Source organism: Virgibacillus carmonensis (assembly GCF_057836705.1).
This window is the reverse complement of record NZ_JBYQFJ010000016.1, coordinates 37,426-55,637: the sequence shown is the minus strand read 5'-3', so window position 1 is coordinate 55,637 and position 18,212 is coordinate 37,426. Positions and strand designations below refer to the sequence as shown.

The 18,212-nt window shown below is 38.5% G+C and carries 17 protein-coding genes, 1 pseudogene and 1 riboswitch; of the genes and pseudogenes, 13 read left to right on the top strand and 5 right to left on the bottom strand.

Annotated features, from left to right (window positions below; genetic code table 11):
• The first annotated feature begins 16 nt into the window (after positions 1 to 16).
• Positions 17 to 1,507 carry a BCCT family transporter gene (locus tag AC3G7N_RS13305; RefSeq protein WP_489422694.1) on the top strand — a complete coding sequence of 497 codons (1,491 nt, stop codon included), beginning with the start codon at positions 17 to 19 and terminating at the stop codon, positions 1,505 to 1,507.
• A 974-nt stretch (positions 1,508 to 2,481) separates the two neighbouring features.
• Positions 2,482 to 4,008 (top strand): UDP-N-acetylmuramoyl-L-alanyl-D-glutamate--2,6-diaminopimelate ligase, encoded by a 1,527-nt coding sequence (locus tag AC3G7N_RS13300; RefSeq protein WP_489422649.1) that lies wholly within the window; start codon positions 2,482 to 2,484, stop codon positions 4,006 to 4,008.
• A 190-nt stretch (positions 4,009 to 4,198) separates the two neighbouring features.
• Here AC3G7N_RS13300 and AC3G7N_RS13295 read toward each other — a convergent pair whose 3' ends face one another.
• Entirely contained in the window at positions 4,199 to 4,588 is a 390-nt protein-coding gene (locus AC3G7N_RS13295; RefSeq protein ID WP_489422648.1) for a hypothetical protein, read from the bottom strand.
• Positions 4,589 to 4,848: 260 nt separating this feature from the next.
• Here AC3G7N_RS13295 and AC3G7N_RS13290 point away from each other — a divergent pair, with 260 nt between their 5' ends.
• The 4 genes from AC3G7N_RS13290 to AC3G7N_RS13275 are packed head-to-tail and all read left to right on the top strand — an operon-like array spanning position 4,849 to position 7,981.
• Entirely contained in the window at positions 4,849 to 5,217 is a 369-nt protein-coding gene (locus AC3G7N_RS13290) for a GntR family transcriptional regulator (RefSeq protein WP_489422647.1), read from the top strand.
• 15 nt (positions 5,218 to 5,232) lie between these two features.
• Positions 5,233 to 5,922, top strand: coding sequence for an ATP-binding cassette domain-containing protein (locus tag AC3G7N_RS13285; protein ID WP_489422646.1), 690 nt, complete (start codon positions 5,233 to 5,235; stop codon positions 5,920 to 5,922).
• Positions 5,919 to 6,752, top strand: a complete 834-nt coding sequence (locus tag AC3G7N_RS13280) for a hypothetical protein (RefSeq protein ID WP_489422645.1) — start codon at positions 5,919 to 5,921, stop codon at positions 6,750 to 6,752. The genes AC3G7N_RS13285 and AC3G7N_RS13280 overlap by 4 nt, the downstream gene beginning before the upstream one ends.
• A 14-nt stretch (positions 6,753 to 6,766) precedes the next feature.
• Positions 6,767 to 7,981, top strand: coding sequence for a hypothetical protein (locus AC3G7N_RS13275; protein WP_489422644.1), 1,215 nt, complete (start codon positions 6,767 to 6,769; stop codon positions 7,979 to 7,981).
• A 98-nt stretch (positions 7,982 to 8,079) separates the two neighbouring features.
• Here AC3G7N_RS13275 and AC3G7N_RS13270 read toward each other — a convergent pair whose 3' ends face one another.
• Positions 8,080 to 8,679, bottom strand: a complete 600-nt coding sequence (locus AC3G7N_RS13270) for a short chain dehydrogenase (protein ID WP_489422643.1) — start codon at positions 8,677 to 8,679, stop codon at positions 8,080 to 8,082.
• Positions 8,680 to 9,196: 517 nt separating this feature from the next.
• On the opposite strand from AC3G7N_RS13270, the gene AC3G7N_RS13265 reads away from it, so the two are divergent.
• On the top strand, positions 9,197 to 9,691 hold the full coding sequence (locus tag AC3G7N_RS13265; protein WP_489422642.1) for a GNAT family N-acetyltransferase: 495 nt from the start codon (positions 9,197 to 9,199) through the stop codon (positions 9,689 to 9,691).
• 34 nt (positions 9,692 to 9,725) lie between these two features.
• Positions 9,726 to 10,190 carry an ASCH domain-containing protein gene (locus tag AC3G7N_RS13260; RefSeq protein ID WP_489422693.1) on the top strand — a complete coding sequence of 155 codons (465 nt, stop codon included), beginning with the start codon at positions 9,726 to 9,728 and terminating at the stop codon, positions 10,188 to 10,190.
• Positions 10,191 to 10,305: 115 nt separating this feature from the next.
• Here the strand turns inward: AC3G7N_RS13260 and AC3G7N_RS13255 are convergent, their stop codons facing one another.
• Positions 10,306 to 11,175, bottom strand: a complete 870-nt coding sequence (locus AC3G7N_RS13255) for a YitT family protein (RefSeq protein ID WP_489422641.1) — start codon at positions 11,173 to 11,175, stop codon at positions 10,306 to 10,308.
• A gap of 132 nt (positions 11,176 to 11,307) precedes the next feature.
• Here AC3G7N_RS13255 and AC3G7N_RS13250 point away from each other — a divergent pair.
• Both AC3G7N_RS13250 and AC3G7N_RS13245 read left to right on the top strand, forming a co-directional pair.
• Positions 11,308 to 11,493 (top strand): annotated as a pseudogene (locus tag AC3G7N_RS13250) (ATP-binding domain-containing protein); the annotation flags it as partial.
• A 139-nt stretch (positions 11,494 to 11,632) separates the two neighbouring features.
• Complete coding sequence (locus tag AC3G7N_RS13245) at positions 11,633 to 11,983, top strand: VOC family protein (RefSeq protein WP_489422640.1); 351 nt, start codon at positions 11,633 to 11,635, stop codon at positions 11,981 to 11,983.
• A gap of 175 nt (positions 11,984 to 12,158) precedes the next feature.
• Here AC3G7N_RS13245 and lipA read toward each other — a convergent pair whose 3' ends face one another.
• On the bottom strand, positions 12,159 to 13,103 hold the full coding sequence (lipA, locus tag AC3G7N_RS13240; RefSeq protein WP_489422639.1) for a lipoyl synthase: 945 nt from the start codon (positions 13,101 to 13,103) through the stop codon (positions 12,159 to 12,161).
• Between the two features lie 3 nt (positions 13,104 to 13,106).
• Positions 13,107 to 13,931 carry a lipoate--protein ligase family protein gene (locus AC3G7N_RS13235; protein ID WP_489422638.1) on the bottom strand — a complete coding sequence of 275 codons (825 nt, stop codon included), beginning with the start codon at positions 13,929 to 13,931 and terminating at the stop codon, positions 13,107 to 13,109.
• A 152-nt stretch (positions 13,932 to 14,083) separates the two neighbouring features.
• Positions 14,084 to 14,189, bottom strand: a riboswitch (TPP riboswitch).
• Between the two features lie 294 nt (positions 14,190 to 14,483).
• Here AC3G7N_RS13235 and AC3G7N_RS13230 point away from each other — a divergent pair.
• The 3 genes from AC3G7N_RS13230 (at position 14,484) to AC3G7N_RS13220 (ending at position 17,841) form a co-directional block, all read left to right on the top strand.
• Positions 14,484 to 16,148, top strand: a complete 1,665-nt coding sequence (locus AC3G7N_RS13230) for a M4 family metallopeptidase (protein WP_489422692.1) — start codon at positions 14,484 to 14,486, stop codon at positions 16,146 to 16,148.
• Positions 16,149 to 16,226: 78 nt separating this feature from the next.
• Positions 16,227 to 16,721 carry a BsuPI-related putative proteinase inhibitor gene (locus AC3G7N_RS13225; RefSeq protein WP_489422637.1) on the top strand — a complete coding sequence of 165 codons (495 nt, stop codon included), beginning with the start codon at positions 16,227 to 16,229 and terminating at the stop codon, positions 16,719 to 16,721.
• A 106-nt stretch (positions 16,722 to 16,827) separates the two neighbouring features.
• Positions 16,828 to 17,841 carry a S66 family peptidase gene (locus AC3G7N_RS13220; protein ID WP_489422636.1) on the top strand — a complete coding sequence of 338 codons (1,014 nt, stop codon included), beginning with the start codon at positions 16,828 to 16,830 and terminating at the stop codon, positions 17,839 to 17,841.
• Positions 17,842 to 18,212: the final 371 nt, after the last annotated feature.

Here is an 18,212-nt window from a genome sequence, read left to right as displayed (position 1 = left end):
AATTTGAGGTGAAATGGTGAAAAACGTAACAATTGTTTTTTGGTATGCACTTATTGTTTGCGCAGCGGTAGTTATTTGGGGTTCGGTTGCGCCAAGTAACTTGCAGGATACTACTGCAGCGGCAACTACATTTATTTCAGTGCATTTTGGGTGGTATTATTTAATTATAATTATGATCATGCTTGTTTTTTGTGTTTATTTAATTTTTTCCAAGTTCGGTAAGGTGAAGCTAGGTAAGGATGGAGATAAACCTGAATTTAGCTTGATCTCATGGTTTGCTATGTTGTTTAGCGCAGGAATGGGGATGGGATTGGTTTTCTGGACAACAGCGGAACCTATTTCTCATGCGTTTAAGAGTACACCTGGCGCAGAACTTGGGTCAGACGCGGCAATTAAAGAAGCACTTCAATATTCATTTTTTCATTGGGGTGTCCATGCATGGGCTGTATATGGAATTGTTGCGCTGGTATTGGCATACTTTAAGTTTCACCGGGGAGCACCTGGCCTAATAAGTGCTACTCTTGAACCGCTATTTGGTGAAAAAGCAATGCGGGGAATTGCAGGTAAACTGATTGATACACTGGCTGTTGTAGCAACTGTGGTAGGAGTGGCGGCTACACTTGGGTTTGGATCGGCACAAATAAATGGTGGTTTATCGTATTTATTTGGAATTCCTGATTCCTTTGGGGTTCTATTAATTATTCTTGCGGTTGCAACTGCATTATTTATTGCCTCTGCCTGGTCAGGAATTGGTCGCGGTATCAAGTACTTGAGTAATATTAATATGGGGTTAGCATTTGTATTACTACTTATCTTGTTTATTGTCGGACCAACGTTATATATTTTGAATATGTTTACCAGCACACTTGGTGGTTATATTTCCAACTTTTTTGATATGAGTTTTCATTTAGCTCCATTAGATGGGGATAACCGTTCCTGGATAAACAGCTGGACGGTATTTTACTGGGCATGGTGGATTTCATGGGCACCATTTGTTGGTATCTTCATCGCAAGAATTTCAAAGGGTCGAACCGTGAAAGAATTTATGCTTGGTGTATTAATTGTACCTTCATTGGTATGCTTTATCTTCTTTGCAGTATTTGGAGTTTCAGCACTAAATCTGGAACAAAATGGTATTGCAACTATATCTAACTTATCACTAGAAACATCCACATTTGGTGTTTTACAAAACTATCCGTTAGGAACGTTGATGTCGATCATAACTATTCTTGTAGTAGCGATATTTTTCATAACATCGGCTGACTCAGCAACGTTTGTACTTGGGATGCTAAGTACAGCTGGACATATAAACCCTTCAAATTCAGTGAAAGTTGTTTGGGGGTTAGCACAATCCGCAATGGCAGCAATTGTAGTTTATTTTGGTGGTACACAGGGGCTGCAAAACGTCCTAATCATTGCTGCTTTACCTTTTTCAATAGTTATAATGCTGATGGGCGCCTCTTTTTATAAGGCTGTAAAACAAGAGGATCGGGAGAGATCCAAATAGAACAGTATATAAATCTTGATGCGTATAGCATGTTTTTCTGTGGGGAAAAATAAGTTATACTTAAAAACTCAACTTTCGCACAAAGATCATCATGGTGAATTCAATAAACTGTAATACTTATAGCACTTGAAATATGGTACTTGACACGAATTACAAATATGTCTTTTCATAAAACTTGTTGCTATTTACCTTGTCGTAACTGATATAAAATGCGACGTAACTGCTATGTTTGGTGGTTGGACAACCGTTCCGGAAATCCACTTCGCGCACCTTAGGGCTCGCGATGAGCCTCCTCGATCGCAAAGACCGCTCACTGCGGGGTCTCATCGTCTTCGCTGTTCCCGCAGGAGTCTACGTGGATTTCCTTCACTAGGGTTGAGCTTAACAATTTCAATTTATTTGATTGTTTATATCACACAGGCAGCCAGCAATTTATGGAAGTTGTTTGGAGCGGAGGACCGTTGACTCCTGCGGGACCAGCACGAGTCTGAAGACCCCGCAGGGAGTGATTAATGATGAGGGCCGACTAAAACCGTCCTTTGCGGACAACGTCGGCATACCCCTTGCCGGGGCAAGGAGGCTGAAGCCGTGCCCGAGGAAAGCAACGGTCCGCAGCGGAAAACAACCCAGCACTTACGTCGCAGTTTATAGGTTTTGTGTCAACTATAACAATGGATTGCGGGCTTATTCAACTATCTCAGGGATCATCTACTTATTTCAGTCTGCGAAAGTTGAGTTAAATATAAATAAACTGTTAGGTCTTTCTTGTTGCTTAGGAAATAATAAATTTGGAACACTGTGGATAAGCAAGGATACATCATCAGTCACGTCCAGCTCCAGCGCCTAGACACTCGAGACATAAGCAGTTCGCTTCCGTGTGGGAAACCCATCCGCTCTGCTTATGATTCTCGTATCTTTCAAGGCGCCCTGAGCTTTTCTAATATCTATGATGAAAACAGTAGCGAGGTGCAACTATGAATATTAACTTCGGAAAAGACAATGGAATAGGTATTTTGAAAATATATGGTAGGAAACAAAACTGTATTTCATCGATTACGTATGATTCACGAAAAGTTGTCGAGGGGTCTGCCTTTGTTTGTATTGCAGGTGAAAATGATGATGGGCATTATTTCATGGAGGATGCAGTCAAACAAGGCGCAACGGTTTTCCTTGGCGATAATGAAAAAGCATTAAGAGATATCAGTCAGCGATACCCAGATTGCACATTTTTATATGTTGATCATGTACGGGTTTCTGTTGCTAAATTGGTTGTTACTTTTCATGATCACAGGTACAAGAATCTATTCACAGTAGGTGTTACAGGTACAAATGGAAAAACGACAGTTGCAGCTTATGTTAAGTCATTACTAAATAACTTAGGGTTACCAACCGGATCCATTGGTACGACCGGTATTTGGACTTCAAAAAGTAAAATGGATTTTATGCAAAGTACGCCAACCACTCCTGAGTCATCAGACATTCATGATATTTTTGACCATTTGTATGCATCCGGTGATAAGGCAGTTGCGATGGAAGTATCATCGATTGCCATGGAACAAAAGCGCGTCGAGGGTATCCTATTTGATGTAGGCATACATACAAATTTGTCTCCAGAACATATCGAGTACCATAGAAACTTTGAAAATTACAAAAGAGCAAAGCTGAAGTTGTTTAATCAAGTGAAAACTGCAGTAGTAAATGTAGACGACCTTGAAATGGCTACTGAAATTCTCGAAACATTTAAAGGGAACATTTTCACATATAGCCTATCGAATGATTCGAATGCCGATGTAGTAGCAACAAATATAAAGGTAAATGACAATGGTTCACTATTTGATTTGGAAATAAGGGGTGAAACATTTAAGGTTCGCACACCTGTCTTTGGTGACTACAATGTGGCAAACCTTTTGGCAGCTGTATGTGTAGCGCTTGAAGCAGACTTTTCAGTAGAAAAAATCGTACATGCCTTATCTCACATTGAAAATCCTGAAGGAAGATTTGAGCTCATCCAGAGTGGTACTGTTGGAAGAAAAATTATTCTTGATTATGCTCATACCCCTGTAGCGCTTCGAAGTTTACTATCTGAAGTACGCAAACTGGAATACAATCGCCTAATTGTGATGATCGCTGGAATAGGAATTCGTGATTTTGATAAGATGCCGAAGATGGCAAGTGTTGTGGACGGTGAAGCTGATTCTATTGTCGTAACGGTTGACCATCCAGGATACAATGATCCAAGTAAAGTTGTTGACCGAGTTCTTGATGGTTTTGCCAATCGACTAGCTGAAAATATCTATCCGACGTTAACGCGGGAGGATGGTGTGAAGAAAGCACTATCTCTAGGTCGTGATGGAGATATTATTGTATTAACTAGTGGATGCATTAACGGAGCTCAGATCATACAAGGAGAAAAAGTTCCACATTCTGATGGAGCGATTATAGAGGAATACTTTCGTGGCGCTCAGTTTATCGCGGGTCATGAACTAAAAGAGGGAATCTAAATAAAAGCCAGAAACCGATTAATTTAAATTGGCTTCTGGCTTTTTTTTGTTTACACAGAAGGAAATTATAAAACATTCCAAGGAAATCAGTATAAGATAAACTTCGCTATTCGCTTCCGCGCGAGGAAACCATCCACACTGCACCGCTCTGCTTATGATTGTCGTGTCTTTCAAGGCGCCCTGAGCTTTTCTAATCTTCTTCAGTTTTCATAAACGTAAGGATAAAGAAAAAGACAAAACTCAGTAGCATAATTGACCCACCGACAATGAAAAATACATTGGTAACCGTTTCATTTAAATCGAACGGTCTTACGTAGTACAACCACATACCTGATGTTAATCCCACAGCACCGATTATTGCCGACCACACATGAAATGTTGATAAAACTTTATTTGCTGGTGTGTATATCTTATAAAAAACAGACCATGCAAATAAGCTGAGCCAGCCGACGACCAGGATATGCGCGTGTACAGTTTTGAATTCATAACCACCCGACCCAGCCATGTGGGACCCGAGAAATGCCCCGACGAGGGCGAATGTAGCTGATACCCTTAATAAAACTTTACTATTTTTATTCAAAGTCCTCTCTCCCTTTATATCGAAAACATTTTATTTAACCATTATAGCAATATAATAAACTATTTTTGTGAACGGAGTATGAACAGAAGGTAATAAATTGCTGTTAAATCTTAATTCACGTTAAAATGGGTAATTTAAAATTAATATTGACAGCCTTGTGTATTAATCGTATAATACACCTATCATATGTATGAACCGATTAATACACACACTGAAAATAAACGGGTGTACACATCTAAGAAAGTATAGGAGTTGTTTCGATGAATGTTAATTTTAATAACCGTGATCCAGTTTATTTACAGGTTGTTCGGTATTTTAAGGAACAAATTGCAATCGGTGAACTAGCGCCTGGTGAGGAAATACCTTCTAGACGGGAACTCGCAAACAGTATCAAAATAAACCCAAACACGGCACAGCGAGCGTATAAAGAAATGGAGGAACAGGGTTTGATTCATACCGAACGGAACTTTCCGAGTAGAATTACCAGTGATCAAACTGTCCTAGGAAAGGTGAGAGATGAATTATTGATGAAGGCAGTTGACGATTTTGTGGGATCAGTACGTTCAATTAATGTTCCAATCGAGGAATTACTTCGGTTAGTAGAAAAAAGTTACACAAAAAGCAACTAATGAGGGGGATTATGGATGATTGAGGTAAAAGAACTTTCCAAAAAATTTGGGCGAAAAAAGGTACTGAAAGGTGTTTCCTTTACGGCCAACAAGGGTGAAATCACTTGTTTAATTGGAATTAATGGAGTAGGAAAAACAACGATTTTAAATGCAATTATGGCACTTACACCGATTAATAAAGGACAAATTTTATTGAATGGTGAAGCAATTACCGAAAAGTCTTTCGAAAAAATCACCTTCATACCGGATGCAATCACGATGTTACCAAATATGAGGATTTCTGAAGCGATGGAGTTCATGGACGACTTTTATACATGCTGGAATCAAAAGCGTGCAACAGAGTTACTTGGTTTTTTTAAATTAAGCGAAAGCGACAAAATTTCTTCTTTATCGAAAGGGAACACAGCAAAAGTTAATCTATTACTTGGTTTAGCAATGGATGTTGATTACATATTAATGGATGAACCGTTCTCTGGTATTGATATGTTTAGTCGGGAACAAATAGCTAATGTGTTCACTAGTCATTTAATTGAAGATCGAGGAGTTATAATTACGACACATGAAATAAATGATATTGAACATTTAATTGATAAAGTCGTTCTAATAGATGAAGGGGTCGTTATAAAGGAGTTTAATGCGGAGGAAGCAAGAGAAAGCGAAGGGAAGTCTGTTGTGGATGTAATGAGAGAGGTGTATCAGGCATGAAAAGCTATTTGAAGCTGGTCAATTTTGAATTCAATCGGTTTGCGAAACTATTTGCAGTATTATTAGCTATAACACTCGTTGCACAGATAACAGGGGTTATTGTGTTGTCTAAAAAGTACCTTGGCATGGCAAATGAAAGAATTTATGAAGATTTGGTACCGAGAGCAGAATTTTTATCTCAAGTCGGACCAATGAGTTTCAATAAAATTGTTGGCAGTCTGTGGTTCGTTGGACCAATAGGGTTATGCATTGCGGCCGTTGCATTCTATATATTCTTCATCTGGTATCGTGACTGGTTTGGGAAAAATACATTTATTTACCGATTATTAATGTTACCAACTTCTAGATTGAATGTGTTTTTTGCTAAAATCACAACCATTCTATTAACGGTGCTTGGGTTCGTAGCATTCCAACTCATTTTGCTTCCAATTGAAACGACAATCTTAAAATGGATGGTACCAAGGGGATTTCGGGTCGATATGAGTGCCCAAGATATTATTAGCAGTATGCACCAATTATTAATCATTGTACCGAATAGTTTCATTGAATTTATCGTGTATTATGGAGCTGGATTCATGGCTGTCTCCATTTTATTTACCGCTATTTTATTTGAAAGAAGCTTTCGTTGGAAAGGAATTGTTATTGGTGTGCTATATAGTGCAGTAGCCATAGTTATTTTTATTTCGCCTATCATACTGCAAGAACTTTTACAGGTTTATTTTCTGTATCCAAATGAACTGTTCATACTTGAAGGTGTTTTGGGATTAATTGTGATTGCAGGTTCAATATGGATGAGTGGATTTCTATTAAAGAAAAAGATAACGGTGTAAGGAGGGATCATTAGATGAAAAAGTATTGGAAAATTATCGTTGTTGGTGCATTTATCGTGTTTGGAATTGGAGTATATTATATTGATTCTGCTATATCAGCTTCGCAAAACCCGGAGTTTGTAATAAAAAAACAAACTGGTGATGAAGGGGAAATACAATCGATTGTTATTGATGGGCATTATAACGGAAATACGATTCGCAGTGAGAGTTTGCAAGTTACAACTAATGGATCAAGATATGATAGTGAAGCTTCATTTTTTGATCAAATTAAGTGGTACACCCCCCCTATGATTGAACAACTGCAACAGGAGCATCGAAACTTCATGAGAGGGAAAAGCGGAATCCATGCATTTTACGAGAATCAGCAATTTCTAGTCTATGCGAATGTGGATTATCAAGCGGGTGCACTATCACTAAAGGATTTTAAGTTTGATATTTCCATACTAGAAAAGGAAAGTGACCAAACAACTTCGTTTGAAATAGAAGTTCCAAATAGTTCAGATCTAGATAATATGTTAGTTGAAGATGTACAAATAATTGATAACAAGCTTAAGCTAATCACCCAAAACATTGTACGAAACAATGATGGATATCATAATGAGCAACACATTTACACATTCCATATGCAAAAAGAAGAAATAATGGATCACGAAATAATCTTTTCTGTACCAGAGAAACAAGGAGCTTCCCATTTTGGTGTAAGCCAGATTCAGGAAACAAATCCGAAACAAGCACATGATACTATCGTATTTTCAAAGACAACAAGTAAAGAAGTAGAGCGGGAACACAACTCGTATGTGACAGAAGAGATAGCCCAGGAGCTTATCATATATAATTTGAAAACGAAGGAAAAGGACAATATTAAATTACCAGAAGAACTGATAAATAAGGAAATCGTAACTTTCGAAGGATCAACGATTTATTTTACGGAAACAAATGAAGAGGGTGCGGAAATAACATCTTATAATATTGAGGGTAAAAAGATTATAGATGAAATCACTTTAAATCTGATCAAATCAACTAAGTTTCCTGAAGGGCCAATTCTAACAATAGATAATGAAAAGGTATATGCTATAACACGTGTTACGAATGAAAAAACGAAGTCGCGCTTAATTGTGGCAGACTTAAATTCTGGTGAGACGCTTTTTGAAGGTGAAATAACAAGAAGGAATCCTTCTACACGTACGAATGATTATGAACTTTTCTTTCACGAAATAGAGATAGAATAAATATAAAAGGAGCTTGCTTCTGCTAGTTTGCAGAAACAAGCTCATTCCCCTTTGTCTAGCGACGGCTCCTAGAAGCAGTCGCTTCCATTTTTTCTTAATTAATATACTTCGAAATTCTGACCGGTTTGAGCACCATAAACACTTTTCTTAAAAGCTAGTGCAACACGATTAGCGGGTACAGCTTGAAATCCAGGGAAATAGTCACGGAGTCTTTCCCAAGATTCCTGGACGGCATTAGGACTAACACTGTTTATGCGGATTCCTCTTGGCATTTCAATTGCAGCTGACTTAACAAAAGCTTTAACCCCGCCGTTTGCCATTGCAGCAGATGATCCTTGTAGTATCGGGTCATCCATCATAATACCAGTAGTCAATGTAAAGCAGCCATTGTCGTTCACATGGTCTAATCCCAACAGTACTAAATTTATTTGGCCTTTAAGTTTACTTAGGATTCCCTTCTCATTTTTCTCTGGGGTCAACTCTGTTATAGGACTGAATGCAGCACCACCAGCTGCATTAACGACTGCGTCAACTTTGCCAATTTGTTCGTACATGTTTTTAATACTATCTGGTGATGTAATATCAACTGATATATCTGCACCGTTTCTACCAGCGAGAATGATATCATGATCATGTTCTAATTCTTTTGTAACTTCTTTTCCAATAGTGCCACTAGCACCGATGACAAGTATTCTCATACTAAACAACCTCTTTTCTACATAATCTTATCTTGATTTATCTCATAATCAGCGTATATATTAGCAATAGGATAGATCAATTTTTTCTAATAGTGCGTGTTCAAAAAGGAGGATAAAAAGGACCGAGTCGGCTAAAGTCGCAACGTCCTCGAAAATAAAAGGCAATTTTCTTCGTGCGATGCCTTTTCAGGAAGCTTTCCTTATCCTGTTGCAACGCTGACACTAGCACGTCCTGTGCATCGAAAGTTCGAGGCAACGTAATCTCATCGTATCGGACTTACACAGGGTGTGCTGACTTCTACGTTGTCCACAGGACGTGGACGGTTTTAGTAGAAGTTCCTCTACTCCCTTAATACGTGAGGAGACGATCTAGCACGCAGGAAAAGCAGGCTAACGAAAAAATATGATGTGTCATTTTTACCGGACTTTTGAACAACCCTAATACATTATAATTTTTATCCCTGTAAATAAATCTATGTTATTAAATGAAATTTATGTTTAAAAGGAGGTATACCGAATGATTACTTCAGAACGACTGATATTAAGGGAAATGAATGTCAGCGATGCAAAATACCTCATGGAAATTTTTACGGATCCAATAGCAATGACACATTATCCATCAACAAAAAATAAAGATGAAACAATAAGATGGATTGAATGGACGCTTGAAAATTATCGGGACTATGGTGTTGGTTTATGGATTGTGGAGGATAAGCTGACGGCTGAGTTTTTAGGGCAATGTGGGATTGTGCCACAAAAGTTTGGAGACACCGTAATAATGGAAATTGGTTACCTTTTCAAACGGAGCGTGTGGGGAAATGGGTATGCAACCGAAGCTGCTTTAGCATGCAAAAAATACGGTTTTGAGGAAAAGGGGTATTCGAAATTGATCTCTTTAATTGATTTGAAGAACCAAGCATCTAGTAAGGTTGCTGAACGAATTGGAATGGAACGTGAAGATACAATTCATAGGTGGGAGAAGGACATTTATATGTATGCGTGCTACCGGTAACAGTATAAACTGGAAAAAAGGAGGATGTAAATTGGTGAAACAGTCAGTAGAGGACATGTGGGAAAAATATATGAAATTGCTTCCAGAATCAGAACGTGAAGAGAAAACATATACTTCCTGGGCATTTGGAAGTGATGCCGATATGGCAAGTAAGCTAGCAAAGCTAGTGAAAACTGGCGAGAAAACAGCTACATGTTCTTTACACATGTTGTATGAAAAAGACCAGGAAGTTTTACCGTTCGTAGGAGAAATAAACATTATTACGGATTGGGATGGTGAAGCAGAAGCAATTACAGAAACAATTGATGTGCAGGTTCTTCCGTTTAATGAAGTCAGTGCTGAATTTGCTAGAAAAGAAGGCGAAGGAGATAAATCCTATGCATACTGGTATCGTGTACATGTCGAATTCTTTTCAAACGAACTAAAGGAATATGAAAAAGAGTTTGATGAAAACATGTTAGTGGTTTGTGAAGAGTTTAAAGTGATATATAAAAAATAACAAATACAACGAAAAACAGGGTTAAAATAGTGAAAAACACTTGAAATATTCCAGGTGTTTAATTTATATTTTATTTTAAAACTAAAGCCTCATCTCTGAAGATGAAGGCTTTTTATTATAGTTTTTGCCCGTAATACTTATCCAATGAAAACCCTCTTCCGAGTATCTCTGATGCATTTATAAAAACGACAAATGAGGTGGGTTCTTCTTTTTGAAGAAGTTTTTTTAAGTGTACTGCTTCAGATTGTTCCGTGACGCATAACAGCATGGTTTTATTTTCTTTTGAATATCCGCCAACTGTACGGATTTTCGTTAAGCTTCGGTCAATTTCATTATTAATAAGTGATTGAATTTGTTCTTCCTTTTCGGTAATGATGAGGATAAGTTTTGTTGATGATGTACGCAACTGAACTCTATCGATTACTTTACTTGTTACATAAATACACATTAGTGCAAATAAAGTTAGTTCCAAACTAAATACGATGATGGAGGAGATAACCACTGCTCCATCCACAACAAGCTGGGAGTAACCACTAGATAACCCCGTGAACTTTTTAACGATTTGAGCGATTGCTGCTGTTCCACCTGTTGAACCGTTCCCTTTATATACCGTTCCAAGACCTATGCCAAGTACTATCCCCCCATATATTGCACCTAACAAAGGATTTGTTATGGTATACGGTATATCAGCGCTTAACCATATAATAAAGGGTACCCAAAATGTCCCTAATAGCGTTTTACCGCCAAAGTCATTACCAAGAATCAGCCAACCGATAATAAAGACAGGGATATTGATTAAAAATTGCGTGTATGCAGGATTCAGTTCATATAATTCAAAAAGGATGGTACTAATTCCTGATATTCCACCTGCGGCAAGCTTGGATGGCAATAAGAACATATTATAGGATAGCGCTACAAGCGTAGCCCCTACAATTATTAGTAGGTACTCTTTTAAAATCCGATTTATTTTTGGTTGATTTTTCATTACTGTGTTGTTCCTTTCTTTTCCGAGCGTTCACACATATCTATTTAGTGTAAATTTGTTTGGGGAAGCTGTCAATTTAATGAAACGTACAAAAATTCCTTCATCTAGTCTTAATCAGATGAAGGAATTTTAATCCTACCGGTTTATTGGGCAAACGGGATTGAATTTAACGCAGTAATCATACCTGATGCATCACGCCAACAATATGCAGCTGAATCTACGAGAAATCTATTTTATACGGCTAGTACAAGAGCGATGCACGAACTTATCATGTTGACGATAAGGGACCATGTGGGTTTATTAAGGAAGCTTCAATAGATAAGTATAGGGTTATGAGAACATAGATATGGGGATTCCTTAAATGGTGTTTCCATTCTTATTTTTATTAGAAAAGAAGGATTTATTATTTGTGATATCGAAATAAACTAATAGATGTTAAGTTAAAGGGGACGTCGAAATGAATCCAATTATTAATCAAATAGGAACAGTGTTTATACCAGTAAAGGACATTGAAAAGGCGAGAGATTGGTATTGTGATATTTTAGGGCTACCTGTGACAGAGGAAATTTTATTTGATCACTTATATGTTTTGCCAATGCAAGGAACCGGAGTTGTTCTAGACAGTAAAATATATCATCGTGAACGAATCTACCAAAGTCCCCCATTCCATTTCAATACATCCGACATTGAAGAGGCGTATGACTTTATGAAGGATAAGGGAGTAAAGATGGTGACGGAAATTGAACATAATCAATGGTTCAATATTAAGGATTTGGATGGCAATATTTTGATGATTTGTGAATGCTGAAAAAAGAAGCTCCCAACTAATTTGGGAGCTTTTGATGTTGTGATTCATCCTATGGAGAATGTTCAAAAAATCGCCAAATGATAAATGGCAAATCTCTTCGTTAAAAGAGGAACTTCTACTAAACCTAATTTCTAATTCGGCGACTTTTTGAACACGTATTTTTTATACTGCTTTTTTAAAACGTAAAATCAACTGGTTTCTTTTCGTTCTCTTCGTATTCTTTCATATACTTAATTCTGCGTTGTGCGGATGTTTGACTAACTTGTTCATCTGCATGGTAAGAAGAACGTACAAGCGGTCCAGATTCACAATGCTGGAATCCTTTTTTCAGTGCAATTTCCCTGAGATCAGCAAACTCGTCTGGATGATAGTATTTTTCAACATTTAGATGCTTTTTTGTTGGCTGTAAATATTGGCCAATTGTCATGATGTCAACGTTATGTGCTAAAAGATCATCCATTGCTTGTACAATTTCTTCTTTTGTTTCACCCAGTCCTAACATGATACTTGATTTAGTTGGTGTCTTTGGTGCGATTTCTTTTACCCGTTTCAATAGTTGCAGGGATCGATCATACATCGCACGGGCACGTACTTTCTTAGTCAATCGTCTTACTGTTTCGATATTATGATTAAAAATATCTGGTTCACTGTCCATTAATGTATGAAGACTTTCGTAATCTCCTTTCATATCGGAAGGCAAGATCTCAATCGTACAAGCAGGATTTGCACGGCGAATAGCACGTACTGTCTCCGCGAAAACTGCAGCACCACCATCCTCTAAGTCATCCCGAGCAACAGCGGTTACGACTGAATGCTTTAAGCCCATAATAGCTACTGATTCTGCTACGCGTTCTGGCTCTCCCCAATCAAGCTCATTTGGTAAACCGGTTTTCACTGCACAGAACCGGCAGCCTCTGGTACAAGTGTCACCTAAAATCATAAATGTAGCGGTTTTTCGCTCACTCCAGCATTCATGAATGTTTGGACAACGTGCCTCTTCACAAACGGTATTTAAATTCTTTTCTCGCATCAGCTTTTTCAATTTATTATAAGACTTGTTCGTATTAATTTTTGTTTTAAGCCATTCCGGTTTACGTATGTATTCTTCTTGTTTTGCCACCTGTCACACACTCCTCTGATGATATAAGTTCCATTCTTCCCCGGCATATTTCGTTTTTGCTAAATCATGAACTTCTTTCCATTGACTATCGGAAAGCTGAAGTGGTATAAAATCCATGTTCAGTTCGGATTGAAATCCTTTCCGAAATGCTTCTTTCAAATCATCGTATGTATGTTGCTTCTTGGTGATCTCATTTATGGTAATTGCTTTTTCAGAAAAGGCATTACGTTTTGTTTCCCTTATTTTTTCAGTTGGAAACTTGAACAAATCAAATAACATTTCTCTATTCATGCTCATTGGAATGGAACCATGCTGCAGAAGAACGCCTTGTTTTCGTGTTTGTGCATTTCCTGAGATTTTTTTGCCAGCTACAACCATTTCATAAAAGGCAGGTTTTTCAAAACAGACATCTGTTCTTTCCTGTCTTTTCTCTGGAATTGCGTAATCTGCCTGAATACCTAAATGTTTATAACCTTCTAATATACCTTTTGATAAAACAAAGTAAGCAGCGCGAATAGAGGATGGAATATATTCCTTCTTTTCCGAAACTACAATACTATAGGTTAACTCGTCGTCGTGTAATACAGCACTACCCCCGGTTAGGCGACGTACGAATTCACAGCTGTGTTTTTGTATGTTCTCGAAATCAATAGCCCTCTCTGCTTTTTGAAAATGGCCAACAGAAAGGCTAGGCTTTGACCAACCATAAAACCGTAATGTAGGGGGGATTTTTCCTTCACTATGCCAGTTAAGCAATGCCTCATCAAGCGCCATATTAACCGAAGCACTACTAAAGCCCGTATCAATAAACCCCCAAGTCTCATTCACATGTTACACCTCCAAATGTTGAGAGCAGTGGCTGGCACCGCCCAAATATTATAGAAAATAACGCGTTACTTTGGTTAACTTGCCCAAATAAAAAAACTGCATCCTTGGTGTGGGGTGCAGTTCGTTTGATGTAGTTGCTTTTGTGAAAAGTATACACCTCGACTTCACTTCCCCACGCTAGTATTATCTAGTTCGAGTAAAAGGGTCAGAACCACTGTCGTTCTTCTCAGCTGTTAAAATGCTCCCCTAGTGCTATTGATTAATATGTAGTTTTTCTATGTATATCTTAACGGGTTAAGAAGGTAATGTAAAGACTACAGGATACAAAAAACCTAACATATATACCTATCAAATTTGTCGCATTTTGCTACTTTTTTCCTGTTAAAGGTGAGAGTGTGGTGCTTTGTAACCGTTTTCATGAAAGTTGGAAATAAATCTATGAAACTATTAATTAATTTGCTAAGGTTTAGGTATACGGCCGTATGTATAGTAATAAGCGTGCAAATCAAATAGTATAATAGGGAAAGGTGATGTATTTTGAAAAAGGGAAATCTGAAGAAAACGATGACTGGAACAGCCTTAGCGTTAAGTTTAACTTTAACTGGTTTTGCAGGTACTGCCGGGGCTGCCGAGACTGGCGATAAGGCTCTTGAGGAAATGAAGGCGATGACAAAGTCGAATTTCGATGTAGTTTGGAATAAGGACAAAAATGTGCCAACTTTTGTTTCAGGAACGTTATCTGGAAAACCTGTAAAAGGTGTCGGCCAAGTAAAGCAATATCTAAAAGATAATAAAGAGCTTTACAAGTTAGACCCCAACTCTGACCTTACATTTGTAGAGAAGTCGAAAGATGATCTTGGAATGACGCATTACGAGTTTGTGCAATCTGTTGATGGCGTTCCGGTTTACGGTGCAAGGTTTACAGTCCATACGAATGAAAAGGACATCGTTTCTGCTGTTACGGGTGAGGTTCATCCTGAGGTTGCTAAAGAAATGGACACTAACATGAAAGCAGACCTGTCAAAAAATGCTGCGATTGAACATGCATGGAAATCGATTGATTTGACTAAAAAAGAAACCAAAGCAAAGAAGGAAGACAAGGAAGCTTTAAAAGAAGCTAGTAAACTGTCAAATTCAAGCGTGAAAAATACAGCGGAAAAAGCAGAATTAGTAGTTTATTCGAAAGATGGTGCTAATAAACTAGCTTATCATGTGGAACTTCAATTCATTTACCCTGAACCTGGAAATTGGCAGATTTTTATCGATGCAAAAGATGGTTCAGTAGTTGATTCGTACAATGCAGTGACAGATGCTGGTGCGGCTGATGGTTATGGGTATGGTGTACTTGGTGATTATAAAGAATTAGATACTTATTTATCAAACGGAACTTATTTCCTATATAATGTAACTAATCCAATGAGCGGTGTCATTGAAACATTTACAGCGAACAACGGGACAAGTTTACCTGGCTATCGTTCAGCTGACAGCAATAATGCTTATACTGGCAATTCACAAGGAGCAGACGTAGATGCTCATGCTTATGCAGATGAAGTATATGACTACTTTTACGATACTTTCGGTCGAAATAGCTTTGATGGAAACGGGTCTACCATAAGGTCAACAGTACACTATGGTTCCAACTACAACAACGCATTTTGGAATGGGCAACAAATGGTATACGGTGACGGCGACGGATCTACATTTGCACCACTTTCAGGGGCACTTGATATCGTGGCACATGAGTTAACTCATGCAGTCACCGACTATTCAGCAGATCTTGTTTATCAAGACCAGCCTGGCGCACTAAATGAGTCGATGTCAGATGTGTTTTCCGTGTTTGTCGAAAGAGAAGACTATCTACTAGGAGAAGATGTTTATACACCTGGAAGATCGGGTGATGCACTAAGAAGTCTTTCCAACCCACCAGCTTACGGGCAGCCTGGTCATATGAGAGATTACGTTTATACGAATGCTGACAATGGCGGTGTTCACACGAACAGTGGAATACCGAATAAGGCTGGATACAACACGATCACCAGCATAGGTGTATCAAAATCCGAGAACATTTACTATCGTGCACTCACTGTTTACTTAGGACCATACAGTAACTTCAGCGACACACGTGCAGCATTACTTCAATCTGCAGCTGACTTCTACGGCTATGGTTCAGAATACAATGCCGTGTCGAATGCTTGGAATAATGTAGGTGTATATTAGGAAGAATGTTTAATATGAAATAATGCTGACCAACGGTCGGCATTATTTCGCTTAAAATGAGCTAAAGGAGATGTGCTAATGCCCTTTATTCGACTGTCGTTATTTTTAATTCTGATAACGGTATTAGTTGCTTGCAACCAACAGGAGCAGACTAACGAAGCAAGTGACAAATCTAACGAGAACCAGGGAAACATAAACGAGAACGGTGATTCCTCTGTCAGTAGTGGAGGCATTGTTGCAGGTGAATTAGAGGCGACACTCCAGGTTGAAGGAGACCATGCAATTTTTAAGATAAAAAATCAAACAGGGCAGGTAAAGGAACTAATCTTAGCAGGAAAAACATCGTATGAATACGTCATTATCAATGAAGACGGGGAAACAGTCTTTCAAAAATCACAAAGCAAAGCCCAGTACGAGCAGAAACATCCAATCACATTAAAACAAGCGGAAGAGGTCGAATTTGAACTGCATATACCGAAAAAATTGCAAGAGGGTAGGTATTCCTTAACAGCTATATTGCATACTGACCCCGTTTTGAAGGCGAAAACGACATTTGCGATTGAAAAAAATTAAAAGCCAGTTTTCTGCACCTATTTGCAGGCTGGCTTTTTCTTTTTTTGATACATAAAATTTTTTTGCGTTATACTAAAAGAAATATTAGTTTGGGGGGAGGCCTACAATGATTACGTATCCAATTTTACAAAAGGGCGGAACAGTAGGAGTTACTGCACCGTCGTCGGGTGTGGAACCTGAGTTGCATGACATGTTTAAACAGGCAGTTAGTCGAAGCGAGGAAAAAGGATATCCAGTAATCTGCGGAGAAACCGTGTGGACACAAGAAAAGGCAAAAGCAGCTCCCGCTGAAATAAGAGCAAAAGAATTCAATCGGATGATGCAGGACGAAAAAATTGATATTATCATCCCTCCTTGGGGCGGGGAACTTCTAATTGAGGTAATCGACAAGTTGGATTTTGATTCCTTTCAGAAAAAATGGGTACTAGGATATTCGGATACAAGTGTTTTGCTACTTGCTACTACATTAAAAACTGGAATGGCGACAGCGCATGGTACTAATTTTGTAGATCTACGTGGCGAATATTCTGATACGACAACGGCCATGTGGGAGGAAGTATTGGCTACGAAAGAAGGAGAGTCGATCATCCAATATTCATCTGATAAGTTTCAAAAATCATGGGATCATGAGCACCTATCCCCTGAAGTATTCCATTTAACCGAGCAAACTACGTTGAAAACTTTATCAGGTGAAAACACCAGACTAAAAGGTAGATTGCTGGGCGGATGTATTGATGTAATTAGACATTTGATAGGTACACCTTATGGGAACATTCATGAATTTCAGAAAGAATCTATCCATAATGAGCCAATCCTATGGTATTTTGAAAACTGTAATTTAGCGACAACTGCCTTACGGAGAACACTTGTCCAAATGAAGTTAGCGGGCTGGTTTGATAATTGTTCGGGCATCATGTTCGGTAGAAGTAGTGCGAATGATTCAGTGGAGAACTATGATATAGAGGATGTATATAATGATTTAGAACAAGACTTAAAGTTACCAATTGTATATGACATTGATTGTGGTCATGTTCCACCACAAATGACACTTATTAATGGTGCCTATGCTGAAGTCGAAGTCCAGAATGGAAAAGGCGAAATAGAACAGTGGTTTAACTAAAGAAGCTGTCTTCTAAAAGATTGTTGTGCCACAAAATCACTAAACTACGATATTGTGGCAACGCCCGATTCCGCTTCGGGTAGTCGCTTTCCGCGGGCAACGCTTCAGCTTCCTCGGAAGCAAAAACCGCTTCCTTGAAAAAGAAAAACACTTTTTCTGCGTGCGATGCCTTTTCAGTGAAGCTTTCCTTGTCTTACGGGATCTTCAGCTGTTGCTTTTCTAAGCAGGAGTCGACTGTCCGAAGCGAAAGTCAAACGCCATGCTAGCGAAGGAAATACACGAAGACTCCAGCGGGAAAAGCGAAGACGACGAGACCCCACAGTGAGCGTTCTTTGCTACGTCTAGCTGCGGCTCCTAGCGCCTAGCAAATA